This window comes from Streptomyces klenkii (assembly GCF_003626645.1).
GTDB lineage: Bacteria > Actinomycetota > Actinomycetes > Streptomycetales > Streptomycetaceae > Streptomyces > Streptomyces klenkii.
The window spans coordinates 401370-428072 of the sequence record NZ_RBAM01000002.1 but is presented as its reverse complement, the minus strand read 5'-3'; the positions used below and the strand labels follow the sequence as shown (position 1 = coordinate 428072).

Here is a 26703-nt window from a genome sequence, read left to right as displayed (position 1 = left end):
TTCAGCTGTTGCTGCTGATCCTCGTGAAACGCGAGCGGTCGCCGATCGCGGTGGCTCCGTGGATACCCGCCGGGACGGGCTCGCGCTCCTCGCCGGGCTCCCCCGCTTCCGCGGCCGGCTCCCCCGGCTCCGCGGTCGCCTCCGCCGCCTCCGCCGCCTCCGCCGCCGGGGCCGGCTTGCGGCGGCGGTAGCGCGGCGGGACGAACGCCTCGGCCCAGCGCGGGGCGCGCGGCTTGAAGCGCGGCAGCAGCAGGAGGACCAGTCCCGCCGCGCTCAGCGCGACGATCAGCAGCAGGATCCAGGTGCTCGCCGAGTGCACGGAGTAGGCGACCGTGCCGAAGGCGATGAGCCCCGACCAGAAGTACATGATCAGCACCGCGCGGCTGTGCGAGTGCCCGATCTCCAGCAGCCGGTGGTGCAGGTGGCCGCGGTCCGCGGCGAACGGCGACTGGCCGTTCCAGGTGCGCCGCACGATGGCGAGCAGCAGGTCGGCCACCGGCACCGCGATCACCGTCAGCGGCAGCAGCAGCGGGATGTACACCGGCACCGTGGCGTGCACGACGGCGCGCTCCGAGCCGCCCGTGAACGTGTTGAGCACATCGGGGTCGACCTGGCCGGTGATGGAAATGGCGCCCGCGGCCAGCACCAGGCCGATGAGCATCGAGCCGGAATCACCCATAAAGATTCGTGCAGGGTGCATGTTGTGCGGGAGGAATCCCAGGCACATGCCCATCAGGATCGCGGCGAACAGCGTCGCGGGAGCGGCCGCCTCCACGTTGTGCCCGAACCAGAGCCGGTACGCGTAGAGGAAGAACGCAGCCGCGGCGATGCACACCATCCCGGAGGCCAGGCCGTCCAGGCCGTCGACGAAATTGACCGCGTTGATGGTGATGACCACGAGCGCGACGGTGAGCAGCGTGCCCTGCATGGGGGTGAGCCCGACGGTGCCCATGCCGGGCACGGGGATCCACAGGATCGTCAGGCCCTGGAGCACCATCACACCGGCGGCGATCATCTGGCCGCCCAGCTTGACCAGGGCGTCCACGCCCCACTTGTCGTCGAGCACGCCGAGGATCCAGATCAGCCCGGCGCCCGAGAGCAGCGCTCTCGGCTCGCTGTGCAGCTCGAAGACCTTGCCGAGGTTGGACAGGTGGGCGGCCACCAGCAGCCCCGCGCACAGCCCGCCGAACATCGCGATCCCGCCCAGCCGCGGCGTCGGCTCGCGGTGCACGTCGCGCGCGCGGATCTCCGGCATCGCGCCGGCCACGATCGCGAACTTCCGCACCGGTCCCGTCAGCAGATAGGTGACTGCCGCGGTGACGCACAGCGTCAGCAGGTATTCACGCACGGGCTGCCCCAGAGGTCGCGCTGGACATCACAGCCCCACACCATATTCGCGTCCGCCCCCGATCCGTGAATACAGCCCTAGACGTACGGCCACGCGCGATGGTTGCACCCGTCAGGTGTGGCCGGGATAAGGAGCGTAGACCGGGAAGCCCGCCGCGAGCCGGGCGACCTCCCCGCGCAGGCCGCCGTCCCGGCCCGCGCCCCTGAGCGCCGCCCCGATGAGCGTCCCGATCCGCGCCATCTCCGGCTCCCGCATGCCCTGCGTGGTGACCGCGGCGGTGCCCAGCCGCAGGCCGTGGGCCGCCTCGTGCGGCAGCCCGCAGACGTCCAGGACGATGCCGGCGGCCGCGAGCCTGCCGCGGGCCGTGGCGGCCTCCAGGGCGAGCCCGGAGACGTCGGCGGTGATGAGATGCGTGTCGGTGCCGCCCGTGGTCACAGAGAGGCCCTCAGCGGCCAGGGCGGCGGCAAGGGCGCGCGCGTTGGCCACCACCTGATGGGCGTACGCGACGAAGGCCGGCGCCGACGCCTCCCCGAAGGCCACCGCCTTCGCCGCGACGGTGTGCATCTGGGCGCCGCCCTGGGTGAACGGGAAGACCGCCCGGTCGACGCGGCCCGCGAGCTCCGCGCGGCAGAGGATCACCCCGCCGCGCGGGCCGCGCAGCACCTTGTGGGTGGTCGCGCACACCACGTCGGCGTACGGGACGGGGTTCGGCGCCGCTCCCCCGGCGACCAGCCCGATGGGGTGGGCGGCGTCCACGATCAGGTACGCGCCGACGTCGTCGGCGATCTCGCGGAAGGCCGCGTAGTCCGGGTGGCGCGGGTACGAGACCGAGCCGCAGACGATCGCCGCGGGCCGGTGCTCGCGGGCCAGGGCCTGCACCTGGTCGTAGTCGATGAGGCCGGTGTCGCGGCGGACGCCGTAGCCGGTGAAGGAGAACCAGCGGCCGGAGAAGTTGGCGGGCGAGCCGTGGGTGAGGTGGCCGCCGTACCGCAGGCCCATGGCCAGCACCGTGTCGCCCGGGCGGAGCAGCGCGGCGTAGGCGGCGAGCATCGCGGAGGAGCCGGAGTGGGGCTGCACATTGGCGTGCTCGGCGCCGAACAGGGCCTTCGCACGGTCGACCGCCATGCGCTCGGCCAGGTCGACCAGCTCGCAGCCGCCGTGGTGGCGGGCGCCGGGATAGCCCTCGGCGTACTTGTTGGCCAGCGGGGAGCCGAGGGCGGCGAGGACGGCGGGCGAGGTGAAGTTCTCGGCGGCGATCAGCTGGAGGCCCGTGGACTGGCGCTCCAGCTCGGCGAGCACCAGGCCCGCCAGTTCGGGGTCCTGACGGCGCAGCGCGTCGAAGTCGGGGCTCCAGTGGGTACGGGGGGCTGCTGCGGTGACCGGCATGGCGCGCTCCGGGCCTCGGGTGGTGCACGGAATTCAGAGACCGACGTTCAGGGACCGGATGCAGGGATCCGACACCACTCAGCGTAGGCCCGCCCGCGTGGCGGTGCAGGCGGCGCCGGCCGGCCGGGACCCGGCGGTGCCGCCGGGCGGGTCAGGGCCGGTCAGGGCCCGCCGGCACGCCCGGTCAGGGCCGTGAGGACCGGGTCGAGGGCCTGGTTGATCTCGTCGCCGATGGAGCGGAAGAAGGTGATCGGGGCGCCGTAGGGGTCGTGGACCTCGTCGGCCTCCGCGTTCGGCGCGAGCAGCCAGCCGCGCAGGGCGGCGGCGGCCTGCACCAGGGCGCGGGCGCGCTCGACCACGCCGCCGGCCCGCTCGGGGTCCGGAAGCGTCGCCGGGTCTATGGCGCGCACCAGCCGGGTGAACTCCTTCAGCGTGAAGGTGCGCAGCCCCGCCGAGTGGCCCATGGAGATGACCTGGGCGCGGTGGTCGCGGGTGGCGGTCAGGACCAGGTCGGCGCGGATGACGTGCTCGTCCAGCAGCTCCCGGCCGGTGAACCCGTCCGGGTCGGCGCCGAGGTCGGCGAGGACGGTGGCGGCGTGCGCCTCCATCGGGGCGCCCTCGTGACCCCAGGTGCCCGCGCTCTCCACCACCAGGCCGCCCGCGAAGGGGTCGCCGAGGCGGTCGGTGAGCGCATGGCGGGTCAGCCGCTCGGTGATGGGCGAGCGGCAGACGTTGCCGGTGCTGACGTGGAGGATGCGGAAGGTGCCGGCTTCGGCCGCCGTGCCCGGTCCCGCTATGCCACGCCCCTGCGGGGCGATCAATTCGCCACCTCGAGGTCGGGTACCACCTCGCGGAGCTGCTCGGCGCTGATCGCGCCGGCGCGCAGCAGGACGGGCACCTTGCCCGTGACGTCCACGATGGAGGACGGCACGTCGGCGGGGGTGGGGCCGCCGTCGAGGTAGACGGAGACGGAGTCGCCGAGCATCTCCTGGGCGGCGTCGCAGTCCTGCGGCGCCGGGTGGCCGGTGAGGTTGGCGCTGGAGACGGCCATCGGGCCGAACTCGGTGAGCAGCTCGATGGCGACCGGGTGCAGCGGCATCCGGACGGCGACGGTGCCGCGGGTCTCGCCCAGGTCCCAGGTCAGGGAGGGCTGGTGAGTGGCGACGAGGGTGAGCGCGCCGGGCCAGAAGGCGTCGACGAGCTCCCAGGCCTGCTCGGAGAAGTCGGTGACGAGCCCGTGCAGGGTGTTCGGGGAGCCGACGAGGACGGGCGAGGGCATGCCGCGGCCGCGGCCCTTGGCCTGGAGGAGATCGCCGACGGCCTCGCTGCTGAAGGCGTCCGCACCGATGCCGTACACGGTGTCGGTGGGCAGCACGACCAGCTCACCGCGGCGCACCGCGGCGACGGCCTCGCGCAGGCCGGTCTTGCGGTCGGTCGCGTCGCTGCAGTCGTATCGCCGTGCCATCACATCTCCTTCGCGAAGCGCTTGCTGTGCGTGCTGTACGTCGTGGGTGCCGGTGCGCCGGTCACGCGGTCGCCCTGCGGGCCGTCGCGAACCGGGGGCGCTTGTTGAGGTCGGGGTGGTCGGCCGCGTCGGCCCAGCCCTTCTCCTCGGTGAAGATCCATGGGACCTGGCCGCCCTGGGTGTCGGCGTGCTCGATGACGACGACGCCGCCCGGGCGCAGCAGCCGGTGGGCGGTGCGCTCGATGCCGCGGATGGCGTCGAGGCCGTCCTCGCCGGAGAAGAGGGCGAGCTGCGGGTCGTGGTCGCGGGCCTCGGGGGCGACGTACTCCCACTCGGTGAGCGGGATGTACGGCGGGTTGCTGATGACGAGGTCGACCTGGCCGTCGAGCTCGGGCAGCGCGGTGAGGGCGTCGCCGTGGTGCAGGGTGACGCGGGAGCCCTCGGTGTTCTTGGCGGCCCAGCCGTGCGCCGTCTCGTCGAGCTCGACGGCGTGCACGCGCGAACGCGGCACCTCCTGCGCGAGGGCGAGGGCGATGGCCCCGGAGCCGGTGCACAGGTCGACGATCAGGGGCTCGACGACGTCCATGGCGCGCACGGCGTCTATGGCCCAGCCGACGACCGACTCGGTCTCGGGGCGGGGGACGAAGACGCCGGGGCCGACCTGGAGCTCCAGGTAGCGGAAGAAGGCGCGGCCGGTGATGTGCTGGAGGGGCTCCCGGGCCTCGCGGCGGGCGACGGCCTCCCAGTAGCGGGCGTCGAAGTCGGCGTCGGCGACCTGGTGCAGTTCACCCCGCTTGACGCCGTGCACGAAGGCGGCGAGCTCCTCCGCGTCGAAGCGCGGAGAAGGTACGCCGGCGTCGGCCAGCCGCTGAGTGGCTTGCGCCACTTCGGCGAGCAGCAGATTCACAGTGGTCCTCTCGCGTCTTCGTTCGTCGTTCCCGGTCGCCGGAGGGCCCTGCGGGAGGGCCCGGCCGGCGGCGCGGACGTGCTTCTCGGTCTGCGGTCAGCCCGCGGCGGCGAGCTTGGCGGCGGAGTCGGCGTCGACGCACGCCTGGATCACCGGGTCCAGCTCGCCGTCGAGCACCTGGTCCAAGTTGTACGCCTTGAAGCCGACCCGGTGGTCCGAGATGCGGTTTTCCGGGAAGTTGTACGTACGGATCTTCTCGGAGCGGTCTACCGTGCGGACCTGGCTGCGGCGCGCGTCGGCGGCCTCGGCCTCGGCCTTCTCCTGGGCCGCGGCGAGCAGCCGCGAGCGCAGGATGCGCAGGGCCTGCTCCTTGTTCTGGAGCTGGCTCTTCTCGTTCTGGCAGGAGGCGACGACGCCGGTCGGCAGGTGGGTGATGCGGACCGCGGAGTCCGTGGTGTTCACGGACTGGCCGCCGGGGCCGGAGGAGCGGTAGACGTCGATGCGCAGGTCGTTCATGTTGATCTCGACGTCGACCTCCTCGGCCTCGGGCGTGACGAGCACGCCGGCGGCGGAGGTGTGGATGCGGCCCTGGGACTCGGTGGCCGGCACGCGCTGGACGCGGTGCACGCCGCCCTCGTACTTCAGCCGGGCCCACACGCCCTGGCCGGGCTCGGTGGCGCCCTGGCCGCCCTTGGTCTTCACCGCGACCTGGACGTCCTTGTAGCCGCCGAGCTCGGACTCGGTGGTGTCGATGATCTCGGTCTTCCAGCCGACGCGCTCGGCGTAGCGCAGGTACATCCGCAGGAGGTCGCCGGCGAACAGCGCGGACTCGTCGCCGCCCGCACCCGCCTTGATCTCCAGGATGACGTCCTTGTCGTCGCTCGGGTCGCGCGGGACGAGGAGCAGGCGGAGCTTCTCGGTGAGCTCCTCGCGCTGCTTCTCCAGGTCCTTGACCTCGGCGGCGAAGTCGGGGTCGGCGGCGGCGAACTCGCGAGCGGTCTCGATGTCGTCCCCGGCCTGCTTCCAGGAGCGGTAGGTCCCGACGATCGGCGTCAGCTCGGCGTAGCGCTTGTTGAGCTTGCGGGCATTGGCCTGATCCGCGTGCACGGCGGGGTCGGCGAGCCGCTTCTCGAGGTCGGCGTGCTCGCCGAGCAGTTCCTCGACTGCCTCGAACATGGGGTTTCCCTAGCTGCTGGAAGTGACGGGCCTGCTGGACGACAAAGCGCCGGTCCGGTCGCCCTCGCATACGTGAGGGCGACCGAGGACCGGCGCCTGCGGGTCGCTACTTCTTGGCAGCGGCGGCCTTGCCGAAGCGGGCCTCGAAGCGGGCCACGCGGCCACCGGTGTCGAGGATCTTCTGCTTGCCCGTGTAGAACGGGTGGCACTCGGAGCACACGTCGGCACGGATGGTGCCGTCGGCGACGGTGCTACGCGTGGTGAACGAGGCGCCACAGGTGCAGCTGACCTGGGTCTCGACGTACTCCGGGTGGATGTCGCGCTTCAAGGGGTTCTCCTAGGTTCGGGAGGGCTCCGGGTCGTAGAGGCGGGATTGCCTTACGTGAACCGGGGCCGACGGACCAGTCTGCCAGTACTGGCCGCATCCCCCAAAACGGGAGGTCGCGGCCGGTTATTCCCGGGGGTTTCCGGTCCTGGTCAGAGCCGGTCGTACGGGGCGGCCTGGATCATTTGACCACGTCGTCGGCGCCGGTCTTGGTGCCCGCACCGTCCTTGAGCGCATCCTCCGGGATGGGCTTGTCGGCCCGGAGCGCGTCCCAGATCTTGCTGCTCGCCTCGGTGATCGGGATGACCCGGTTGTGGTCGGCGGGGTCGTCGCCCACGGGCAGGGTCACCATGTGCATGTCGCCCGAGCCGATGCCCTTGAGGCCGTTGGCGAAGGAGTACAGCTTGTCGACGGAGGCCAGCTCGCGGTCGGTGGTGAGCGCCTTGGTGGCGGTGTCGGCGATCCCGTAGAGCTTGGTGGGGCTGGTGAACAGGCCGATCTGCTTGACCTGGTCCAGCAGGGCCTTGATGAAGGCCTGCTGGAGCTTGATCCGGCCGAGGTCGCTGCCGTCGCCGACGCCGTGCCGGGTGCGCACGAGGCCGAGGGACTGCTCGCCGTTGAGGGTGTGAGTGCCCGGCTCCAGGTTGAGGTGGCTCCACTTGTCCTTGATGGGCTTGGTCGTGGTGACCTCGACGCCGCCGAGCTTGTCGATCAGCTTCTGGAAGCCGGCGAAGTCGACCTCCATGTAGTGGTCCATCCGGATGTTGGTCATCGCCTCGACGGTCGCGACCGCGCAGGCCGCGCCGCCCACCGTGTACGCCTCGTTGAACTGGGCGCTCTTCACGGCCGGGCTGGTCTTGCCGCCGGAGGTGCGGCAGGCGGGGCGCGGGACGATGGTGTCCCGCGGGATGCTCACGACGCTGGCCTTCTTGTGACCCGCGTAGACGTGGACGATCATCGCGGTGTCGGAGCGGGAGCTGCCCTCGTCACGGCCGTAGGCACTGTTGGCGCCGGCCCGGGAGTCGGAGCCGAGGACGAGGATGTCCTGCGAGCCGTTGTCGATGTTCTCCGGCCGGTTCTTGCCCAGGGCGGCGTTGATGTCGACGCTGCTGAGGTTGCCGTTGAACTTGTAGTAGAGGATCCCCGCTCCGGCGCCGCCCGCGAGGACCACGCCGGTGGCCGTCCAGGCGGCTATTCGCCAGCCCCTGCGGCGGGGAGCGGGCTTGCGGCGGCGGCCGCGCTTCCCCCCGGCACGGCGGCGGTGCGAACCCGCGGACGTGCCCCTGTTCTCCTCGGCCATGCGCTCCTCAGTCCTCTGCTGTCCCCGGTATCGATCCGGCTCGTCCCCCCTGCGCTGATTGACGGGGAAGTCTGCGACAGGGTTGCACAGCGGTTTCTGAGGACTGTCTTAGAAAAACTCCGGCCACCGGCCCGGCCGGCGATCTCCCCCACCCCTTGCCACCTGCGAATTCAGACATTTGAGGGGCATTGATTCCGGCCATGCGGGAGCCGGGCGGTTGTGGTACATGTCTCAGAATGTCACGAGAAGATCACGGCACGGGCGGCCGGGCCGGAGACCCTGGACGACGGAGGGGACGGCGGAAGGGGCGAAACGGCGGAGGCCCCCCGTCACCGAGGTGACGAGGGGCCTCCTGGAGCCACTGGACGCGGATCAGTCGTTGCCGTTGCCCGAGGAGGGCGTGGTCTTCGCGATCTGCATCAGGAACTCGGCGTTCGACTTGGTCTGCTTCATCTTGTCGAGAAGCAGCTCGATGGCCTGCTGCGAGTCGAGCGCGTGCAGCACCCGGCGCAGCTTCCAGACGATCGCCAGTTCGTCGGCACCCAGGAGGATCTCCTCCTTGCGGGTACCGGACGGGTCGACGTCGACCGCAGGGAAGATGCGCTTGTCGGCGAGCTTCCGGTCGAGCTTGAGCTCCATGTTGCCGGTGCCCTTGAACTCCTCGAAGATCACCTCGTCCATGCGCGAGCCGGTCTCGACCAGCGCGGTGGCCAGGATGGTCAGCGAGCCGCCGTCCTCGATGTTGCGCGCGGCACCGAAGAACTTCTTCGGCGGGTAGAGCGCGGTGGAGTCGACACCACCGGACAGGATGCGGCCCGAGGCCGGGGCGGCCAGGTTGTAGGCGCGGCCCAGACGGGTGATCGAGTCCAGCAGGACGACCACGTCGTGGCCCAGCTCCACCAGGCGCTTGGCGCGCTCGATGGCGAGCTCGGCGACGGTGGTGTGGTCCTCGGCCGGGCGGTCGAAGGTCGAGGAGATGACCTCGCCCTTGACCGACCGCTGCATGTCGGTGACCTCTTCCGGACGCTCGTCGACCAGGACGACCATCAGGTGGCACTCGGGGTTGTTGGTGGTGATCGCGTTGGCGATCGCCTGCATGATCATGGTCTTGCCGGTCTTCGGCGGGGCCACGATCAGACCACGCTGGCCCTTGCCGATGGGGGCGACCAGGTCGATGATCCGGGTCGTCAGCACGCCCGGGTCCGTCTCCAACCGCAGGCGGTCCTGCGGGTAGAGCGGGGTGAGCTTGTTGAACTCCGGGCGGCCGCGGCCGGATTCGGCCGACATGCCGTTGGCCGAGTCAAGGCGGACAAGGGCGTTGAACTTCTCGCGGCGCTCGCCGTCCTTCGGCTGCCGGACGGCGCCGGTGACGTGGTCACCCTTGCGCAGGCCGTTCTTACGGACCTGGGCGAGGGAGACGTAGACGTCGTTCGGACCCGGGAGGTAGCCGGACGTCCGGATGAAGGCGTAGTTGTCGAGGATGTCCAGGATGCCCGCGACGGGGATCAGGACGTCGTCGTCGGAGACCTGCGGCTCGTTGCCGAAGCCCTCGTCGCGGCCACGGCGGCCACGGCGGTCGCGGTAGCGGCCGCGACGGCCGCGACGGCCGCCCTCGAAGTCGTCCTCGTCCTGCGGGCCGGCCTGGGCGCCCTGGGGCGCGCCACGGCCGTCGCGCTGCTGACGGTCGCCCTTCTGGGCGTCGTCGCGCTGGCCGCGCTCACGGCGGTCGCGCTGGCCGCGCTCGCCGCGGTCACCACGCTCGCCGCGGTCGCCGCGCTCACGGCGGTCGCCCTTCTGGCCGCGCTCGGCGCGGTCCTGGCGGTCGCCCTTGGCCTTGCCCTCGGCGGAGTCCAGCGCGGCCTCGGCCTTGGCCTCGGTGCGCTCCTCGGCGCGGACGGCCTTCTCGGCCGGCTGGGCCTCGGCGGCGTCGGGGCTGCCGGCGGGCGCGGTGGCCCGGCGGCGGCGGCGCTCGCCGGCCGGCTGCTCGTCGCTGCTGGGCTGGCCCGGGATCTCGATCTGCTGCTGGGCAGCCTTCTCGGCGGGCTTGGCCTCGGCCTTCTCGGCCGCCTCACCCGTACGGGCCTTGGAGGTGGCGCGGCGCTTGGGCTTGGTCTCGGCGTCCGCGGCGGCCGCGGTCTCGGCCTTGGCGGGCGCGGCGGAGCCGCCCGCCTGCCTCTCCTTGATGACCTCGATCAGCTGGCCTTTGCGCATGCGCGCGGTGCCCTTGATGCCGAGGCTCGAGGCGAGCTGCTGGAGCTCGGCCAGGACCATGGCGTCGAGGCCGGTGCCCGAACGGCGCCGCTTGGGGGCGGTGGCAGCACCGGTGGCAGGCGCGGCGGGAGCGTCCGTGGCGGGCGCGGAGGCATTGCCGGCGGCTCCGGCGTTCACGCCCATCAGATCGGTGGTGTCGCTCACGAAGGGGTCCTTCCCTGGAGCGGGCGTCGGCCTGTCTGGCTCGGCGACCGGTTGTGCTGTCCGGCTACGGTCTGGCGGTTTGCGGACCGGGCCGGGGCGGTGGTCCGCCGGTACGGCTGGTACGGCGGAAGAATCAGTTCATTGGTCCGGCGTGAAGAATGAGGTGAAGACATGGAGTATCGGCTTCACTCATGTCACCCACGCCGATTCCGGAGCGTGCTCGAAGCTGCTCAGGCAGGCTGCTCAGGCAGTTTGGGAGGCTCCCGGAAGAAAAGCGGCCCCTGATCGGGACACAGAGCACCGAGCCGATGTGGCTTCGAGTGCAGACTTGAGGTTAACACTACCGGATCCCACAAACATTCCCCCTCTCCAAGACCGGCAACCGCTATTTTTCGCGGAGCCGGGTTCCGCCCGGATTTCCGCTGTCAGGCGAGCGGCAGCACGCTCGTCCCCCCGGCGTCGAGAGCCAGCCGGTTGGCCGCCCACCCCTCGCCCGCCAGTCGTGCGACCTTGTCGGCCGCACCGCTTTCGACCAGCGCGAGGACCGTGGGTCCCGCGCCGGAGATGACCGCGGGGACGCCGTCCGCGCGCAGTCGGTTGACCAGGGCCACGCTCTCCGGCATCGCCGGGGCGCGGTACTCCTGGTGGAGCCGGTCCTCGGTGGCCGCCAGCAGCAGTCCGGGGCGCCTGGTGAGCGCCTCGACCAGCAGGGCGGCGCGGCCGGCGTTGGCCGCCGCGTCCACATGGGGGACGCTGCGCGGCAGGAGCCCGCGGGCGGTCTCGGTGAGCACCGGCCGGGACGGCACGAAGACCACCGGAACGATGGAATCCGCAGGGTCCATCCGAATGGCCCGCGCCACTCCGGCGTCCATCCACGCCAGGGTGAATCCGCCCATCAGGCACGCGGCGACGTTGTCGGGGTGTCCCTCGATCTCGGTGGCCAGCTCGAGCAGCGCCGCGTCGTCGAGCTTTTCGGCCCCGCCTATGGTCACGGCGCGGGCCGCGACTATCCCCGCGCAGATGGCCGCCGAGGAGGAGCCGAGGCCGCGCCCGTGCGGGATGCGGTTGGCACAGACGACCTCCAGGCCGCGCGGCTGGCCGCCGAGCAGGTCGAAGGCGGTGCGCAGGGCGCGGACGAGGAGATGGCTCTCGTCGCGCGGGAGGGTGTCGGCGCCCTCTCCGGCGATGTCGATGTGCAGCCCGGATTCGGCCACCCGGACCACGACGTCGTCGTAGAGCCCCAGCGCGAGGCCCAAGGCGTCGAAGCCGGGGCCGAGGTTTGCGCTGGTGGCAGGGGTGCGCACGCGGACAGCGGCGGCGCGGAACGCGGGACCGGCCATCGCTCGATGACTCTCCTTGGTCTGGCCTTGGTGGGGCGTGCAACGTCCGCAAGGGCCGCGACGGCGATGCCGTGGGTCACGGCACGGTCTGCGACGGGGCGGAGTGAGTACAGCCTATCGAAGGAAGGTTCTGCGGCGACATAGGGCGCACGGGAGGCGCACGATGCGTGTCGCCTGCGGCGGGCTCGGGGAACTGCACGCCGCCGGTTCGCCGCCGTACGGGCTGATTCAGCCTGTCCAGGCAAGGAATCAGCCCGTCCGGCGTTTGAGGACCGGGGTCCGGGGCGGAGCCCCGGGACGGTGCGGTCAGGCGAGCCCGAGCTGCCGCGCGGCCGCGACAGCGTCCACCGGAACGGTGATCGGCTGAGGCGCACCCGCAACCGCCCAGTCGGGGTCCTTGAGACCGTTACCGGTGACCGTACAGACGATCCGCTGACCGCGGTCGACCAGACCGAGCTCCGCCGCCTTCAGCAGCCCCGCAACGCTCGCGGCCGACGCCGGCTCGACGAAGACGCCCTCCTGCGAGGCCAACAGCCGGTACGCGGCGAGGATCTGTCGGTCGGTCACCTCGTCGATGAGACCGCCCGATTCGTCCCGCGCCTCCTCGGCGAACCGCCACGAGGCGGGGTTGCCGATGCGGATCGCGGTGGCGATGGTGTGCGGGTCCTTCACGACCTCGCCGCGCACGATCGGCGCCGAACCGGAGGCCTGGAAGCCCCACATCCGGGGGGTGCGGGAGGCGATCCCGTCGGCGGCGTACTCTCGGTAACCGCGCCAGTAGGCGGTGATGTTGCCGGCGTTACCGACGGGGAGGACGTGGATGTCGGGGGCGTCGCCGAGCGCGTCGACGATCTCGAAGGCGGCGGTCTTCTGGCCTTCGATGCGCACCGGGTTGACCGAGTTGACCAGCGCCACGGGGTACTGCTCGGACAGGCCGCGGGCCAGCGTCAGGCAGTCGTCGAAGTTGCCGTCGACCTGGAGGATGCGGGCGCCGTGGACCAGGGCCTGGCCCATCTTGCCCAGCGCGATCTTGCCCTGCGGGACCAGGACGGCGCAGACCATGCCGGCGCGTACGGCGTAGGCCGCGGCCGAGGCGGAGGTGTTGCCGGTGGAGGCGCAGATGACGGCCTTCGCGCCCTCCTCCTTCGCCCGGGTGATGGCCATGGTCATGCCGCGGTCCTTGAAGGAACCGGTGGGGTTGGCGCCCTCGACCTTGAGGTGGACCTCACAGCCCGTGCGCTCGGAGAGCACCTGGGCGGGGACGAGCGGCGTGCCGCCCTCCCGGAGGGTCACCACCGGGGTCTCGGCGGTGACCGGCAGCCGGTCGCGGTACTCCTCGATGATGCCGCGCCACTGGTGGGTTTGGTTGCTCATTGCTTTCGTTACTCTCCTTCAACCCGCATGATGCTCGCGACACCGCGGACCGTGTCCAGCTTGCGCAGCGCTTCGACCGTCGCCGACAGGGCGGCGTCGGCGGCCCGGTGGGTGACGACGACGAGGGACGCCTCGCCGTCCTTGCCCTGCTGGCGGACCGTGTCGATGGACACGCCGTGCTCGGCGAAGACGGTGGCCACCTGGGCCAGCACGCCGGGCTTGTCGGCCACGTCGAGGCTGATGTGGTAGCGCGTGACCACGTCGCCCATCGTGCTCACCGGCAGCCGCGTATAGGCGGACTCGCCGGGCCCGGTGGTGCCGGCGACCTTGTTCCGGCAGACGGCGACGAGGTCGCCGAGGACCGCGGAGGCGGTCGGCGAGCCGCCGGCGCCGGGGCCGTAGAACATCAGCTGCCCGGCCGCGTCGGCCTCGATGAAGACCGCGTTGTACGCCTCGCGCACGGAGGCCAGCGGATGGGTCAGCGGGATCATCGCCGGGTGGACGCGGGCGGTCACCGACCGGCCGTCGGCGGCCCGCTCGCAGATGGCCAGCAGCTTGATGGTGCAGCCCATCTGCTTTGCGGAAGCGAAGTCCGCGGCGGTGACCTCCGTCATGCCCTCGCGATAGACGTCGTCGAGCCGGACGCGGGTGTGGAAGGCGATCCCGGCGAGGATCGCGGCCTTCGCGGCGGCGTCGAAGCCCTCGACGTCGGCGGTCGGGTCCGCCTCCGCGTACCCCAGGGCCGTGGCCTCGTCCAGCGCCTCGGAATAGCCCGCGCCGCTGGAGTCCATCTTGTCGAGGATGAAGTTGGTGGTGCCGTTGACGATGCCGAGCACCCGGTTGACCTTGTCGCCCGCGAGCGACTCGCGCAGCGGCCGGACCAGCGGAATGGCGCCGGCCACGGCGGCCTCGTAGTAGAGGTCCACGCCGTGCTTCTCGGCGGCGGCGTGCAGGGCGGCGCCGTCCTGGGCGAGCAGGGCCTTGTTCGCCGAGACGACGCTCGCGCCGTGCTCGAAGGCGGTGGTGATCAGCGTGCGGGCCGGCTCGATGCCGCCGATGACCTCGACGACCACGTCGATGTCGTCGCGTTTGACGAGCGCGGTGGCATCGGTGGTGATCAGCTCAGCCGGCACCCCCTCGCGCACCCGGTCGGGACGGCGCACGGCGATGCCGACGAGCTCGACGGGCGCTCCGATGCGCTGCGTGAGGTCGTCCGCGTGCGTCGTCATGATGCGCGTCACCTCAGAGCCGACCACTCCACAGCCCAGCAGCGCCACCTTCAGCGGACGCGTACGCATCATCCGACCTCGTTTCTCATACATCTTGGTTTGTGCACCAGTCTCACTCACTGGACGGAGGATTCCCTCCGCTGTCCAGTATCCGAGACCTTTGTTTCCGTCAGCGTTGCGTCGGTATTGCGCCACTGCGGAATTACGGTGCTTCGTTGTGTCTGCTGTTGTTGCTTACTCGTTGTTGCTTACTTCAGCCGACGTCGAGACGGAGAAGGTCTTCTTCCGTCTCGCGCCGGACGATCACACGGGCCGCGCCGTCGGCCACCGCCACGACCGGCGGCCGCAGCGCGTGGTTGTAGTTGCTGGCCATCGAGCGGCAGTAGGCGCCGGTGGCCGGCACCGCGAGCAGGTCGCCCGGGGCCAGGTCGGCGGGGAGGAAGGCGTCACGGACGACGATGTCACCGGATTCGCAGTGCTTGCCGACGACGCGCGACAGCATCGGGGCGGCCGCCGACGTCCGCGAGACCAGCGCGACGCTGTACTCGGCGTCGTAGAGCGCGGTGCGGATGTTGTCCGACATGCCGCCGTCGACGCTGACGTACGTGCGCAGGCCCGGCAGCTCCTTGACCGTGCCCACCTCGTAGAGCGTGAGGGCCGTGGGGCCGACGATGGCGCGCCCCGGCTCGACGGAGATGCGCGGCACGGCGAGCCCGGCGGCGGCGCACTCGCGGCTGACGATCTCGCGCAGAGCCGTGGCGATCTCCTGCGGCTCGCGCGGGTCGTCGTCGGAGGTGTAGGCGATGCCGAGGCCGCCGCCGAGGTCGATCTCGGGGAGCTCGACGCCGTGCTCGTCGCGGATCTCGGCGAGCAGCCCGACGACCCGGTGGGCCGCGACCTCGAAACCGGAGGTGTCGAAGATCTGCGAGCCGATGTGGGAGTGGATGCCGATGAGTTCGAGCCCGTCGAGCTTGAGCGCGCGCCGCACCGCCTCGGCGGCCTGGCCGCCGGCCAGCGCGAGCCCGAACTTCTGGTCCTCGTGGGCGGTGGCGATGAACTCGTGGGTGTGCGCCTCGACGCCGACCGTGATCCGGATCTGCACGCGCTGCCGCTTGCCGAGCCGCTCGGCGATGTGCGCGACGCGCACGATCTCCTGGAAGGAGTCGAGGACGATCCGCCCGACGCCGGCCTCGACGGCGCGGGTGATCTCCTCGGTGCTCTTGTTGTTGCCGTGCAGGGCGATGCGCTCGGCGGGCATGCCGGCGGCGAGCGCGGTGGCGAGCTCGCCGGCGGAGCAGACGTCGAGGTTGAGCCCCTCCTCGTGCAGCCAGCGCACGACGGCCCGCGAGAGGAACGCCTTGCCCGCGTAGAAGACGTCCGCGTCGGGGCCGAAGGCGTCGCGCCAGGCGCGGCAGCGCTCGCGGAAGTCGGTCTCGTCGAGGAAGTAGCCGGGGGTGCCGAACTCCTCGGCGAGGCGGGTGACGGGGATGCCGCCGACGGTCACGACGCCGTACTCGTCGCGCGCGACGGTGCGCGACCACACCTTCGGGTCGAGGGCGTTGAGGTCGGCGGGCGGTGCGGTGTAGTGGCCCTCGGGCAGCACGTCGGCGTAGCGGGGCCCGGCGGGGTGGGCGGAACGGCTCATGGTCTCTGATCCCCTCAGAGGTGTGCGGGTGCGGTGATGCCGAGCTGGTGGAGGCCGTCGGCCAGCACGTTGCCCGTGGCCTCGGCGAGGGCCAGGCGGGCGCGGTGGACGGCCGAGGGTTTCTCGTCACCGCGGGGCAGCACGGAGCACTCCGTCTGCCACGTCAGGAAGGCGCCGGCGGTGCGGTCGAGGTGCCGGGCCAGGCGCTCGGGGTCACGGGCGGCCGTGACGCGGGGGTGGTCGGCGAGGGCGGCGAGGAGCGGGGCGGCGGCCTCGTGCCCGTACTCGGCCGGCTCGGCCGCTTCGGAGTGGAACCCCAGGTCACGGGCGTTACGCAGCAGCCCCTGCGTACGGGCATGGGCGTAGCGCACCCGGAAGAGGGGATTGCTGTCGCGCTGGACGAGGAACCCGGCGCGGCCCGCGCCGGCGGGCCACAGGAGGCTCCAGCGGGCGGCGTCGGAGCCGAGGCGGGCGAGGAGGGCGGGGAGCTCGTGGTCGGGATCGGGCAGGGGCAGCGGCTCGGCGGCGGGCCGCGCGCCCAGCGCGTCCCGTACGAGCCGGACGTACGAGATCCCGTCCAGGGTGATGTTGAGGAAGCCGGGCCCGGCGATCTCGACCCGGGCGATCCCCGGCTCCGCGGCCAGCCGCTTCCGCAGCACTTCGGCGACCTCGCGGGCGGGCCGGCCCGTCTCCTGGGCCACGCGCAGGGCGACATTGGTGGCGAAGTCCCCGCAGCCGGGACGGGGCGGGACCCGCACGGTGACCCGCGTGGGCACGGCGGCGGGCAGCTCGTCGGCCTCGACGGCGCACTGCACGGTGTGCAGCACGGTGCGGGAGAGATCGGCCGGGGTCACGGGGCCAAGCCTAGGGGAGAGGGGTGGGGCCGGGGCGAATGGGTTTCGCCCACCGGGACGGCGCTACTCCCCCCGGCTGAGGGACTCCACCCCGCAGACGGGCTGCACGGACTGGATCCCTCCCGTGTCCCCGGGGGCCGAGGCCCCCGGCAACCCCTCGCTCCTCTCCCCCTTGTGGCGCCGCAAGAGCCTGCGGACCAGCCGGACCATCTCGGCCGGCTCGAACGGCTTCGCCAGGAACGCGTCGACCCCGGCGGAACGGCCGCCCTCGACCTCCAGCTGGGTGCACGCGCTGATGATCGCGATCGGTATGTCGCACGTCCGGGCGTCGGAACGCAGCCGGGCAGCGGTGTTCAGCCCGTCCAGCCGGGGCATGACGACATCCAGCGTCACCACGTCAGGACGCACGCGGTGCACGATCTCCAGACACTCGGCACCATCGGCCGCGGTCACGACCTCGAAGCCTTCGAGCTCGAGGTTGACCCTGATCAACTGCCGGATGACCTTGTTGTCGTCGACGACAAGGACCCGGCCGGACAAGCCAGGCACACCCCGAGAGTAAGCGCGCCCCCCACGCTGCGTCCGGGTTTTCCCCACTTCCACCCCGTGCGGGCGAGCACCCCCCACCCACCCCGCCCCAACCCCGCCGAACGACGTTGCGGATCACCCTCCGGAAGCTGGTAATGTTCTACCCGTCACCGCACGAAGCGGCCGACACGCCCCCGTAGCTCAGGGGATAGAGCAACGGCCTCCGGAGCCGTGTGCGCAGGTTCGAATCCTGCCGGGGGCACTTCGCAGTGAGCGGTCAGACTTGACCGGTGACCTGCTGAAGTGCCGAGCATGAAGCCCCGAACTCAGTCCCGCTGAGTCCGGGGCTTTGTCGTTGTCCGCCGCTGATCGCGAGTGAGTGGCGAGTGAGATTTCAGGCGACGGTCACAGCCTGTTGCCCGCCTCGGAGCCCGAGGCCCACCCCATGGTCTCCTCGCTGTCGTCTATGCAGCCGGCACAGTTCCGGTCCGCAGGGTCCATCCCCGCGGGCACGGGGAGCAGGTTTGTGACCTGTGCATCTTTCCACGATCGCCCTGTTTTTTGACTACTTTCCAGGATTCCGGCAAAGCTTGCATCCAGCTCATACACGAATGAAGCGCAACGCAATTGGCGCCCTGTGCTCCGCCGATCTCCGGCCGCCAGCATGGGTCGCACCCAGGCCCAAACCCCGCCCCGTGCGTGAGTAGTGAGTGAGTTTCCCATCCGCCATGGCCCTTCGCCTGGTATCCGCGGGTGCGGAGAGCTGGGGGATCAGTCTGCTGGTCTGTGGGAGTGCTACGTGCGAAGCCCCGGGCTCAGTCATGCCGGCGCTGCCGGGGCCGGCGCTTTTGTTGTTGTGGGCATGATGTGGGGGTGCCCGGGGTAGGGTGCGTTCCCCTAGGGGCAGGAGTGATCCCGGAGGGTCGGGTCCTGTCAAGTTTTGTCGCAACACGCCTACTTGACGGTTATTCAGGGAAGCGGGGCGGATGAGATTTCGGCGGGGGGCCGGGCAGGGGCTGGAGCTGCATCAGGCCCGGGATGATCTGCCGTTGCGGGCCGTGCTGGACGACGCCGCCATGGGGCGGTGGGAGGGGCCCCGGGATCTGATCGGGGCCACCGGGGCGGACTGGGACCGGCGGATCTTCCGATTACAGGTGCTGGCGCGGGCCGGGGCGGGGTTGCGGTTCGCCGATACGTGGGCGCGGGCCGAGCCGGGGTCGGGGGATGCGCTGGCGCTGCTCGCGCACGTGCAGGCGGTGCGGTCGGTGATCAGCGGGGCCGGGGCGGGGCGGGCCGAGATGGAGCGGGCCTGGTCGACCTGTCTGGCGGCCGCCGAGGCCGTGCCGGCCGACCCCTCGCCGTGGGTGGTGATGCTCGCGCTGATCCGGGTCCACGCGCCGGGCCGGAACGTGCTGGAGCAGGTGTGGGGCGAAATCGTGCGGCGGGACCCGTACAACCGCGAAGCCCACCACGAGCTGCTCACCTATCTCTTCGCCCGCAACCACGGCTCGGGGGCGGAGATGTTCCACTGGGCGCAGGAGCGGGCCGACACCGCGCCCCGGGGGCTGCCGCTCGCCGTGCTGCCGCTCGTCGCGCTCGCCGAGTCGCACCGGCACCGGATGGAGACCGACGCGGCCAGCTACGGCCTGAGCGTCCACCCCTGGATCGACTGCCCCCACATCGACCCGGTGCTCGACGGCTGGTGGCGGCACCGCGGGACGCGGCGCCACGCCCAGTTCACCGACGACGCCAACTACCTCGCCCACGCCCTGGCCTTCGCGGGGCGGCACGCCGAGGCCCACGAGGTGTTCGAGGCCATCGGGCCGTACGCCTCCGAGGTGCCCTGGTCGTACTGCGGAGAAGCGCGGGGGCTCTTCCTGCGGCACCGGAAGTGGGCCCTCCGGGCCGTTCGGGAGGGGCGGGTTCCGCGGCACCGGGCTCCTCGGGTCTGATCACCAGCAACTCTGACCACCAGCAACACGCACATTCCCTGACCGTTCCCCACGAGAAAGAGAATCGCGTGCCACTCGATCTTCCCGGCGGGCCCGGCGGCCCGGGCGGCTCCGGCGTCTCCGACGAGGAGCGCCTGCGCCAGCTCGGCTACACCCAGGTCCTCGCCCGCCACATGTCCGGCTTCGCCAACTTCGCCGTCTCGTTCACGATCATCTCCGTGCTCTCCGGCTGCATGACGCTGTACGGCTTCGGCATGAAGACGGGCGGCCCGGCCATGCTCACCTGGGGCTGGATCGGCGTCGGGGCGATGTCGCTGTTCGTGGGGCTGGCGATGGCGGAGGTGTGCTCCTCGTACCCGACCTCGGCCGGCCTGTACTTCTGGGCGCACCGGATGGCGCCGGAGCGCTCGCGCGCGGCGTGGGCGTGGTTCACGGGCTGGTTCAACGTGCTCGGGCAGGTCGCGGCGACCGCCGGCATCGACTTCGGCGCGGCCTCCTTCCTCAACGCCTACCTCGACCTCCAGTTCGGCTTCGCGGCGACGCCCGGCCACACGATCGCGCTGTTCGGCGCGGTACTCCTGCTGCACGCCGTCCTGAACACCTTCGGCGTGCGACTCGTGGCGTTCCTGAACTCCGTGAGCGTGTGGTGGCACCTGCTGGGCGTCCTGGTCATCGTCGGCGTGCTGGCCCTCGTCCCCGGCCGGCACCAGTCGACGTCGTTCGTCTTCACGCACTTCGTCAACGACACCGGCTGGACCTCCGGCCTCTACGTGGGCCTGCTCTCGCTCCTCGTCGCGCAGTACACCTTCACCGGCTTCGACGCCTCCGCCCACATGACGGAGGAGACGAACGACGCGGCGGTCGCGGGGCCGCGCGGCATCGTCCGGTCGATCTGGGTGTCCTGGATCGCCGGCTTCGTCCTCCTGGCCGGCCTGACCTACGCGATCCAGGACTGGGACGGCACGACCGCCACCGCCACGGGCGTCCCGCCCGCGCAGATCTTCCTGGACGCGCTCGGCCCATCCGGCGGGAAGCTGCTCCTGCTCGTCGTGATCGCCGCGCAGCTGTTCTGCGGCATGGCCTCCGTGACCGCCAACTCGCGGATGATCTACGCGTTCTCGCGGGACGGCGCCCTGCCCTTCTCCCGCGTCTGGCACCGGATCAACCCGCAGACGCGCACCCCCACCAACGCCGTCTGGCTGGCCGCCGCGGGCGCGTTCGCCCTGGGCCTGCCGTACCTCGTCAACTCCACGGCCTACGCGGCGGTGACCTCGATCGCCACCATCGGCCTGTACCTCGCCTACGCCGCGCCGACCCTGCTGCGGCTGCGCAAGGGGGACGACTTCGAGCGCGGGCCCTGGCACCTGGGCCGCTGGTCGAAGCCGGTCGGCGTCGTGGCCATCGGCTGGGTCGCCGTGATCACCGTACTGTTCATGCTGCCGCAGACGAGCCCCGTCACCGCCGACACGTTCAACTACGCCCCCGTCGCCGTCGCCGCCGTCCTGGGGTTCGCCGGTGTCTGGTGGCTCGCCTCGGCCCGCACGTGGTTCCTCCGGCCGGACCACCCCCGCAACGCCACCCCCCTTCAGGATCCTGCCCATGCGTCCCGGGCTTCCGATCTCTTTCGCTGGTAGGGGCGGAAACAGACGAGAGCGCGCTTCAGATCTTCGGGTAGCTGAACGTGTATCCCTGCTCCTTGAACCACGGCAGCAGCCTCTCCAGCGCCGCCACCGTCTGCCCGCGGTTGCCGCCACCGTCGTGGAAGAGCACCGTCGGGCCCTCCTTCATGCCCTTCTTCACCGTCTCGACGATGCGGTCGGCGCCGGGGTTCTGCCAGTCGCGGGTGTCGACGTTCCAGCCGAGCGGCCGCATGCCGTGCGACGCGGCGACCTCTCGGCTGTACGGGGTGAACGCTCCGCCCGGCGCCCGGTAGTAGCTCACCCGGGCGCCCTCCCCCGCCGCGTTCTCGATCATCTTCTGGGCGTCGAGGACCTGCCCTTCCTGGTAGGACTCGGCGCGCTTGTCCATGGCGGTGTTGTGGTCGACGGAGTGGTCGCACAGCCGGTGGCCGGCCGCGGTGACCTTCTTCACGAGGTCGGGGTACTCCTGGGCCCGCGACCCGATGATGCAGAACGTCGCCTTCGCGTCGTACTTCGCGAGCAGGGCGAGGACCTTCACCGTCCAGCCGGGGTCGGGCCCGTCGTCGATGGTCAGGTTGACCGTTTTTCCCGGGTCCTCGCTCTCGTGCGTGATCTCGGCCGACACCCGGGCGGGCGGCCCCGCCGAGGCCGGGGCCGAGGGCCCCGCCCCGGGAGACCCCGGAGACCTCCCCTTGTCCCCGTCGGCGGAACTGCCGCCGCTGCCCGCACTGTTGCTCGGGCCCGCACTCGACCCCGAGCCCTCCGTGGCCATGGCCACGCATCCGGATATCGTGGCGTAGAGCGCCACGGCCGAAGCCGTCGCGATGACGAGACGTCGATTCCTCCGAGCGGCCGGTCGTGCCATGAGCGTCCCCTCCCTCGGTGTGCACCCGAAGACGTCCATACCGAAAGGAAGGTTCCCAAGAGGGTTCGAAGAAGGACATCAACCCTCAAGGCTTGCAAGTCCCTTGCGGAGACTCACACTTCCTGCGGTCCGGCAGCCGCTCCGGGAGCCTCACCCGTCCCGGAAGCCCCTCCCCCGCCGGCCACGCCGGCAGCCTCCCCCGCACCCGCAGCGATCGCCTCCGCGACCTCGCCCTTCCTCGCGGCCTCCTCCGCCGCGAAGCGCTGCGCGTCCAGCTTCTCGGCGACCTCCTCGTCCTGCGCCATCAGCAGGTCCAGGCTCGCGTCTCCCAGCTCCAGCACGCCCATGTCGACGTACGCGCGCTGCAGCCGCTCGCCCCACAGCCCGATGTCCTTGACGCACGGCACGATGCGCGAGAACAGCAACTTGCGGAAGATCCGCACGTATTCGGAGTCTTCGCTCAGCCGTATCGCCTCGTCGTAGGGGATGCCGAAGTCGGTGAGCACCACCTCGCCCCGGAGCCGGTCGCGCATCAGGTAGCAGCCCTCGATGACGAACTCCTCGCGCTCGCGCAGCTCGGCGCGCGACAGCTGCCGGTAGTAGTCGCGCAGCGCCATGCGGCCGAAGGCGACGTGCCGGGCCTCGTCCTGCATGACGTAGGCGAGGATCTGCTTCGGCAGCGGCTTGTCCGTGACGTCGCGCAGCATGCCGAAGGCGGCGAGGGCCAGGCCCTCGATGAGCACCTGCATACCGAGGTACGGCATGTCCCAGCGGGAGTCGCGCAGGGTGTCGCCCAGCAGCGACTGGAGATTGTCGTCGATAGGGTAGAGCAGGCCGACCTTCTCGCGGAGGAAGCGGCCGTAGAGCTCGGCGTGGCGGGCCTCGTCCATCACCTGGGTGGCGGAGTAGAACTTGGCGTCCAGGTCCGGCACGGACTCCACGATGCGGGCCGCGCAGACCATCGCGCCCTGCTCGCCGTGGAGGAACTGGCTGAACTGCCAGGCCGCGTACATGTGCCGCAGCTCGCCCTTGTCCTTCTCGCCCATCCGGTCCCAGTACGGGGTGCCGAAGAGCGGGCTGGACTCTTCGGGCTCGCCGATCGGGTCGTACGGGTCGACGGGCAGGGACCAGTCGATGCGCTTCTGCGCATCCCACTGCTTGTCCTTGCCCTTCTGGTAGAGCGCGAGCAGCCGGTCCCGGCCCGAGCCGTCCTCGCGGCCCTCGCCGTACTCCCAGCTGAAGCGGGCCGCGCCCGTCGCCGGCACCGTCCATCCCTGGTCGCCCGGGTCATGTGCGTAGAGGTTGCGCGTCGCCATCGGCGTCTCCCGTCCCCTGCCGGTACCACCGGGCCGGTACCACCGGTCCCATTGGCAGGCTCACACGCCGGTTACCGCCGGGTCAATGATCCTTCACCAACTCACCCGAAAGGACGCCCGGAGCGACTCCCGCAAGGACTCCCGAAAGGACTACCGGAAGGATTGACGCGCTTACTGACAGGCAGTCTCATAAGGATGTGACCCCAAGTAACCCTGTAGTCAGCCAGCTTCGGGACGCCCTCGGTCCGCTCAAGGACCGCGAACAGGTCGCCCTCCGCCTGCTGGAGTCCTCCGCCAGACACTCCTTCGACCCGGACACGGAACTCGACTGGGACGCGCCCCTGGTGGACGGCAAGTGGTTCTGGCCGCCCGAGCTGCTCTCCCTCTACGGCACCCCCCTGTGGCGCACGATGTCCGAGGAGCAGCGCATCGAGCTCTCCCGGCACGAGGCCGCCTCGCTCGCCTCGCTCGGCATCTGGTTCGAGCTCATCCTGATGCAGCTGCTGGTCCGGCACGTCTACGACAAGCCCGCCACCAGCGCGCACGTCCGCTACGCGCTCACCGAGATCGCCGACGAGTGCCGGCACTCGAAGATGTTCGCCCGGCTGATCGAGCGCGGCAGCACCCCCGCGTACCCCGTGTCCCCGCTGCACCACAACCTCGCGCGCGTCCTCAAGACCGTCTCCACCACGCCCGGTTCGTTCGCCTGCACGCTGCTGGGCGAGGAGATCCTCGACTACATGCAGCGCCTCACGTTCCCCGACGAGCGGGTGCAGCCGCTGGTGCGCGGCGTGACCCGCATCCACGTGGTGGAGGAGGCGCGCCACGTCCGGTACGCGCGCGAGGAGCTGCGCCGCCAGATGGCCGGCTGCCCGCGCTGGGAGGCGTCCCTGACCCGGCTCAGCTGCGGCGAGGCGGCCCGGGTCTTCTCCGTCGCCTTCGTCAACCCGGCCGTCTACACGAACGTGGGCCTGGACCGGCGCGAGGCCGTCGCCCAGGTCCGGGCGAGCGGGCACCGGCGCGAGGTGATGCAGGCGGGCGCCGAGCGGCTCACCGGCTTCCTGGGCGACATCGGCGTGCTGCGGGGCGCGGGCCGCCGCCTGTGGCGCAGCTCCGGCCTGCTGGCCTGAAGCGCGACCGCCTGCCCGTTACGCTGCCCTGCATGAACGGCAGCGGAACCGCCCCGGCAGCACCGACTCCGTCCGCCCGCCCCGCGTACCGCAGACTCAGCGTCGAGGAACGCCGCACCCAGCTGATCGCCGCCGCCCTCGTCCTCTTCGCGCACCATGCGCCGGAGGACGTCTCCCTGGACGACGTGGCGGCGGCCGCCAAGGTGTCGAGGCCGCTCGTGTACCGCTACTTCCCCGGTGGCAAGCCCCAGCTGTACGAGACGGCGCTGCGCAGCGCCGCCGACGACCTGGAGCTGTGCTTCGCCGAGCCGCAGACCGGCCCCCTCACGGGCCGCTTGGCCGCCGCCCTGGACCGCTACCTGGCGTTCGTGGACGAGCACGACGCCGGGTTCAGCGCGCTGCTCCAGGGCGGCAGCGTCGCCGAGACCTCCCGTACGGGCGCGATCGTGGACGGGGTGCGGCGGGCGGCCGCCGCGCAGATCCTCAAGCACCTCCAGGTGCCGGAGCCCGGACCCCGGCTGCGCATGATGGTCCGGACGTGGATCACGGCCGTGGAGGCGGCGTCCCTGATCTGGCTCGACGAGGACAAGCAGCCCCCGGTGCACGAGCTGCGCGACTGGCTGGTCGACCACTTCGTGGCGCTCCTGGCGGCCACGTCGGCGAGCGACCCGCAGACGGCCGGGGCGACCCGCGCCGCGCTGGCCCTGGAGGGCGCGGACGGGCCGGTGGGGCGCCTGGCCCGCCAGGTCCTTCCGGTGGTGTCGGAGGCGGCGCACCTGATCCCCTCCCCTACGTCCGCGGACGGGGCGCGCGTCTGACGGAGACTGGGGGCGTGAGAAGCGAAAATACGCCCTTCGAGGGCGGCCCCCTGGACGGACGCGTACTGCCGGTACTGCTGGGGCACACCGGGCATCCGCCGAAGGTCTACGAGGTTCCGGTGCCGGACGAGCACGGCGGGAAGCCGACGGTCCTCGTCTACCACCGGGTCCAGGCGGGCACGACGCGCCGCCTGGGGCTGCACAAGGGCTGGAAGTACGTGTACGACCCGGAGGGCCGCAGGCCGGAGCGCGGCCTGAAGTGGCCGTGGACGAAGCCGCCGCGCCCGGGAGCCGGAGCCTGAACCACGAAACGCACCGGCCGGGGTCGCCGCAAGGGCGCCCCACAGCCGCATCCGGGGCACGCGGGTGCCCCCGCGCCGCCGGTCGGGTGACGGCCCGGCAACCATGGGGTGAGCGGGTTAGGCGGAATCGCCCACAGCACTCCCATAAATAGGACCACACGTGGCACGATCCTCCCTGGGCAAAACGATCACGCCCCACACCGGAGGTGAGCTCGTGTCAGGACGGTTCGTGCGTTCTGTCTGCACGGCGGCGCTGATGGCCGGCGCCACGTCGCTCGCACTGCCCCTGCCCCCGGCGGCGGCCGCCCCCGCGGCCCCGCCCGACCAGCCGTCCGCCCCCTCCGCCCCGTCCGTCCACACCCTGCTCACCCGGCTCCAGACGCTCTACCGCAAGGCCGAGGAGGCCACGGAGACGTTCAACGCGACCGAGGAGAAGCTCAAGAAGCAGCACCAGCGGGTGGACGCGCTCAACGAGGAGCTCGCGACGGCCCGCGTCGCCCTCACCGGCAGCCGGGACGCCGCCGGGCGGCTCGCCCGCGAGCAGTACCAGGGCACGAGCGGCACCCTCGCCCCGTACGTCTCCGTCCTCCTCAGCCCCGACCCGCAGCAGGCGCTCGACCGGGGCCACCAGATCCAGCGGGCCGCGGGCCAGCGGGCGGCCACGGTCGGCCGCCTCACGAAGGACGCGAAGCGCGCCTCCGACGTGGCCTTCAAGGCGCGCGAGGCCCTCAACGAGCAGCAGGTGCTGGCCGCGAAGCAGAAGCAGCAGCGCGACAAGGTCAGGAAGAGCCTCGGTGACGTCGAGAAGATGCTCGCGTCGCTGACCGGCAAGCAGCTCGCCGACATCCAGCGGCTGGAGCAGAAGAACATCGGGGAGGCCCAGCGCGCGCTGCTCTCCTCGGGGCGGCTGAGCGGCTCGACCAGACCGTCCGCCGCGGGCCGCAAGGCCATCGCCTACGCGTTCGAGCAGTTCGGCAAGCCGTACGTGTGGGGCGCGGCCGGGCCGGACGCCTTCGACTGCTCGGGGCTCACCTCGCAGGCCTGGGCCCACGCGGGCGACACCATCCCGCGCACGAGCCAGGAGCAGTGGCGGACCCTGCCGCGGGTGGCGCTCGACGAGCTGCGCCCGGGCGACCTCGTGGTCTACTTCGAGGACGCCACACACGTGGCGCTCTACATCGGCAACGGCCTGGTGATGCAGGCGCCGCGGCCCGGCGGCAGCGTGAAGGTCTCGCCGATCGCCGCCAACCCGCTGCTCGGGGCGGTCCGCCCGGACGCGGGCGAGGCGCCGCTGCGGTCGTACGAGCTGCCGCCGCTGCCGGAGGGCGCCTCGAACGGCTCGGACGCGGGGTACGGGTCGGCGACGGCACCCTCGTAGGGCCGCCCCG

23 protein-coding genes and 1 tRNA gene are annotated in these 26703 nt (G+C 71.6%); 7 read left to right on the top strand and 17 right to left on the bottom strand.

Annotation, left to right across the window (positions count from 1 at the left end):
- Position 1: 1 nt before the first annotated feature.
- The 15 genes from D7231_RS05285 to D7231_RS05215 form a co-directional block, all read right to left on the bottom strand.
- On the bottom strand, positions 2-1348 hold the full coding sequence (locus D7231_RS05285; protein ID WP_241999580.1) for an MraY family glycosyltransferase: 1347 nt from the start codon (positions 1346-1348) through the stop codon (positions 2-4).
- 111 nt (positions 1349-1459) lie between these two features.
- Complete coding sequence (locus D7231_RS05280) at positions 1460-2734, bottom strand: serine hydroxymethyltransferase (RefSeq protein ID WP_120753737.1); 1275 nt, start codon at positions 2732-2734, stop codon at positions 1460-1462.
- A gap of 161 nt (positions 2735-2895) precedes the next feature.
- Positions 2896-3555, bottom strand: a complete 660-nt coding sequence (locus D7231_RS05275) for an arsenate reductase/protein-tyrosine-phosphatase family protein (protein WP_120753736.1) — start codon at positions 3553-3555, stop codon at positions 2896-2898.
- Positions 3552-4199, bottom strand: coding sequence for an L-threonylcarbamoyladenylate synthase (locus tag D7231_RS05270; protein ID WP_120753735.1), 648 nt, complete (start codon positions 4197-4199; stop codon positions 3552-3554). Before D7231_RS05270 ends, D7231_RS05275 begins: the two co-directional genes overlap by 4 nt.
- 61 nt (positions 4200-4260) lie before the next feature.
- Complete coding sequence (prmC, locus tag D7231_RS05265; RefSeq protein ID WP_120753734.1) at positions 4261-5106, bottom strand: peptide chain release factor N(5)-glutamine methyltransferase; 846 nt, start codon at positions 5104-5106, stop codon at positions 4261-4263.
- Between the two features lie 96 nt (positions 5107-5202).
- Entirely contained in the window at positions 5203-6282 is a 1080-nt protein-coding gene (gene prfA / locus D7231_RS05260; protein WP_120753733.1) for a peptide chain release factor 1, read from the bottom strand.
- A 106-nt stretch (positions 6283-6388) separates the two neighbouring features.
- Positions 6389-6610 (bottom strand): 50S ribosomal protein L31, encoded by a 222-nt coding sequence (gene rpmE / locus D7231_RS05255; RefSeq protein WP_106679164.1) that lies wholly within the window; start codon positions 6608-6610, stop codon positions 6389-6391.
- Positions 6611-6788: 178 nt separating this feature from the next.
- Positions 6789-7907: an LCP family protein gene (locus D7231_RS05250; RefSeq protein WP_120753732.1), complete on the bottom strand. Its 1119-nt coding sequence runs from the start codon at positions 7905-7907 to the stop codon at positions 6789-6791.
- Between the two features lie 372 nt (positions 7908-8279).
- Positions 8280-10322 (bottom strand): transcription termination factor Rho, encoded by a 2043-nt coding sequence (rho, locus tag D7231_RS05245; protein WP_120753731.1) that lies wholly within the window; start codon positions 10320-10322, stop codon positions 8280-8282.
- Positions 10323-10747: 425 nt separating this feature from the next.
- Positions 10748-11662, bottom strand: a complete 915-nt coding sequence (thrB, locus tag D7231_RS05240; RefSeq protein WP_058046281.1) for a homoserine kinase — start codon at positions 11660-11662, stop codon at positions 10748-10750.
- Between the two features lie 306 nt (positions 11663-11968).
- Positions 11969-13036, bottom strand: coding sequence for a threonine synthase (thrC, locus tag D7231_RS05235; protein ID WP_120753730.1), 1068 nt, complete (start codon positions 13034-13036; stop codon positions 11969-11971).
- Between the two features lie 8 nt (positions 13037-13044).
- Positions 13045-14337, bottom strand: coding sequence for a homoserine dehydrogenase (locus D7231_RS05230; RefSeq protein WP_120753729.1), 1293 nt, complete (start codon positions 14335-14337; stop codon positions 13045-13047).
- Positions 14338-14518: 181 nt separating this feature from the next.
- Positions 14519-15910 (bottom strand): diaminopimelate decarboxylase, encoded by a 1392-nt coding sequence (gene lysA / locus D7231_RS05225; RefSeq protein WP_120753728.1) that lies wholly within the window; start codon positions 15908-15910, stop codon positions 14519-14521.
- Positions 15911-15924: 14 nt separating this feature from the next.
- Positions 15925-16764 (bottom strand): ArgS-related anticodon-binding protein NrtL, encoded by an 840-nt coding sequence (gene nrtL, locus D7231_RS05220; RefSeq protein ID WP_120753727.1) that lies wholly within the window; start codon positions 16762-16764, stop codon positions 15925-15927.
- A 63-nt stretch (positions 16765-16827) separates the two neighbouring features.
- Positions 16828-17361, bottom strand: a complete 534-nt coding sequence (locus D7231_RS05215) for a response regulator (protein ID WP_120753726.1) — start codon at positions 17359-17361, stop codon at positions 16828-16830.
- Positions 17362-17482: 121 nt separating this feature from the next.
- On the opposite strand from D7231_RS05215, the gene D7231_RS05210 reads away from it, so the two are divergent.
- The 3 genes from D7231_RS05210 (at position 17483) to D7231_RS05200 (ending at position 20878) form a co-directional block, all read left to right on the top strand.
- Positions 17483-17554 (top strand) — tRNA-Arg (locus D7231_RS05210).
- A 724-nt stretch (positions 17555-18278) separates the two neighbouring features.
- Positions 18279-19244 (top strand): hypothetical protein, encoded by a 966-nt coding sequence (locus tag D7231_RS05205; RefSeq protein ID WP_241999579.1) that lies wholly within the window; start codon positions 18279-18281, stop codon positions 19242-19244.
- Positions 19245-19312: 68 nt separating this feature from the next.
- Entirely contained in the window at positions 19313-20878 is a 1566-nt protein-coding gene (locus D7231_RS05200) for an amino acid permease (protein WP_120753725.1), read from the top strand.
- A gap of 25 nt (positions 20879-20903) precedes the next feature.
- On the opposite strand, the gene D7231_RS05195 is transcribed toward D7231_RS05200, so the two are convergent.
- Positions 20904-21749, bottom strand: a complete 846-nt coding sequence (locus D7231_RS05195) for a polysaccharide deacetylase family protein (RefSeq protein ID WP_241999578.1) — start codon at positions 21747-21749, stop codon at positions 20904-20906.
- A gap of 113 nt (positions 21750-21862) precedes the next feature.
- On the bottom strand, positions 21863-23065 hold the full coding sequence (locus tag D7231_RS05190; protein ID WP_120753724.1) for a ferritin-like domain-containing protein: 1203 nt from the start codon (positions 23063-23065) through the stop codon (positions 21863-21865).
- 197 nt (positions 23066-23262) lie between these two features.
- Here D7231_RS05190 and D7231_RS05185 point away from each other — a divergent pair, with 197 nt between their 5' ends.
- From D7231_RS05185 to D7231_RS05170, 4 genes are all read left to right on the top strand, one after another.
- On the top strand, positions 23263-24195 hold the full coding sequence (locus D7231_RS05185; protein WP_120753723.1) for an AurF N-oxygenase family protein: 933 nt from the start codon (positions 23263-23265) through the stop codon (positions 24193-24195).
- A gap of 32 nt (positions 24196-24227) precedes the next feature.
- The gene (locus D7231_RS05180) at positions 24228-25013 is read left to right on the top strand and encodes a TetR/AcrR family transcriptional regulator (RefSeq protein WP_120753722.1); all 786 of its coding nucleotides are present in this window, start codon (positions 24228-24230) and stop codon (positions 25011-25013) included.
- A 14-nt stretch (positions 25014-25027) separates the two neighbouring features.
- The gene (locus tag D7231_RS05175) at positions 25028-25315 is read left to right on the top strand and encodes a hypothetical protein (RefSeq protein WP_241999577.1); all 288 of its coding nucleotides are present in this window, start codon (positions 25028-25030) and stop codon (positions 25313-25315) included.
- A gap of 214 nt (positions 25316-25529) precedes the next feature.
- Positions 25530-26693: a C40 family peptidase gene (locus D7231_RS05170; protein WP_241999576.1), complete on the top strand. Its 1164-nt coding sequence runs from the start codon at positions 25530-25532 to the stop codon at positions 26691-26693.
- The last annotated feature ends 10 nt before the right edge of the window (positions 26694-26703 follow it).

What these genes read in the sequence shown, in the direction of transcription:
- D7231_RS05280 (WP_120753737.1), bottom strand. Translation starts at nt 2,734, where the DNA reads ATGCCGGTCACCGCAGCAGCCCCCCGTACCCACTGGAGCCCCGACTTC.
- D7231_RS05270 (WP_120753735.1), bottom strand. Translation starts at nt 4,199, where the DNA reads ATGGCACGGCGATACGACTGCAGCGACGCGACCGACCGCAAGACCGGC.
- prfA (WP_120753733.1), bottom strand. Translation starts at nt 6,282, where the DNA reads ATGTTCGAGGCAGTCGAGGAACTGCTCGGCGAGCACGCCGACCTCGAG.
- D7231_RS05250 (WP_120753732.1), bottom strand. Translation starts at nt 7,907, where the DNA reads ATGGCCGAGGAGAACAGGGGCACGTCCGCGGGTTCGCACCGCCGCCGT.
- thrB (WP_058046281.1), bottom strand. Translation starts at nt 11,662, where the DNA reads ATGGCCGGTCCCGCGTTCCGCGCCGCCGCTGTCCGCGTGCGCACCCCT.
- thrC (WP_120753730.1), bottom strand. Translation starts at nt 13,036, where the DNA reads ATGAGCAACCAAACCCACCAGTGGCGCGGCATCATCGAGGAGTACCGC.
- D7231_RS05230 (WP_120753729.1), bottom strand. Translation starts at nt 14,337, where the DNA reads ATGATGCGTACGCGTCCGCTGAAGGTGGCGCTGCTGGGCTGTGGAGTG.
- lysA (WP_120753728.1), bottom strand. Translation starts at nt 15,910, where the DNA reads ATGAGCCGTTCCGCCCACCCCGCCGGGCCCCGCTACGCCGACGTGCTG.
- D7231_RS05205 (WP_241999579.1), top strand. Translation starts at nt 18,279, where the DNA reads ATGAGATTTCGGCGGGGGGCCGGGCAGGGGCTGGAGCTGCATCAGGCC.
- D7231_RS05195 (WP_241999578.1), bottom strand. Translation starts at nt 21,749, where the DNA reads ATGGCACGACCGGCCGCTCGGAGGAATCGACGTCTCGTCATCGCGACG.
- D7231_RS05190 (WP_120753724.1), bottom strand. Translation starts at nt 23,065, where the DNA reads ATGGCGACGCGCAACCTCTACGCACATGACCCGGGCGACCAGGGATGG.
- D7231_RS05180 (WP_120753722.1), top strand. Translation starts at nt 24,228, where the DNA reads ATGAACGGCAGCGGAACCGCCCCGGCAGCACCGACTCCGTCCGCCCGC.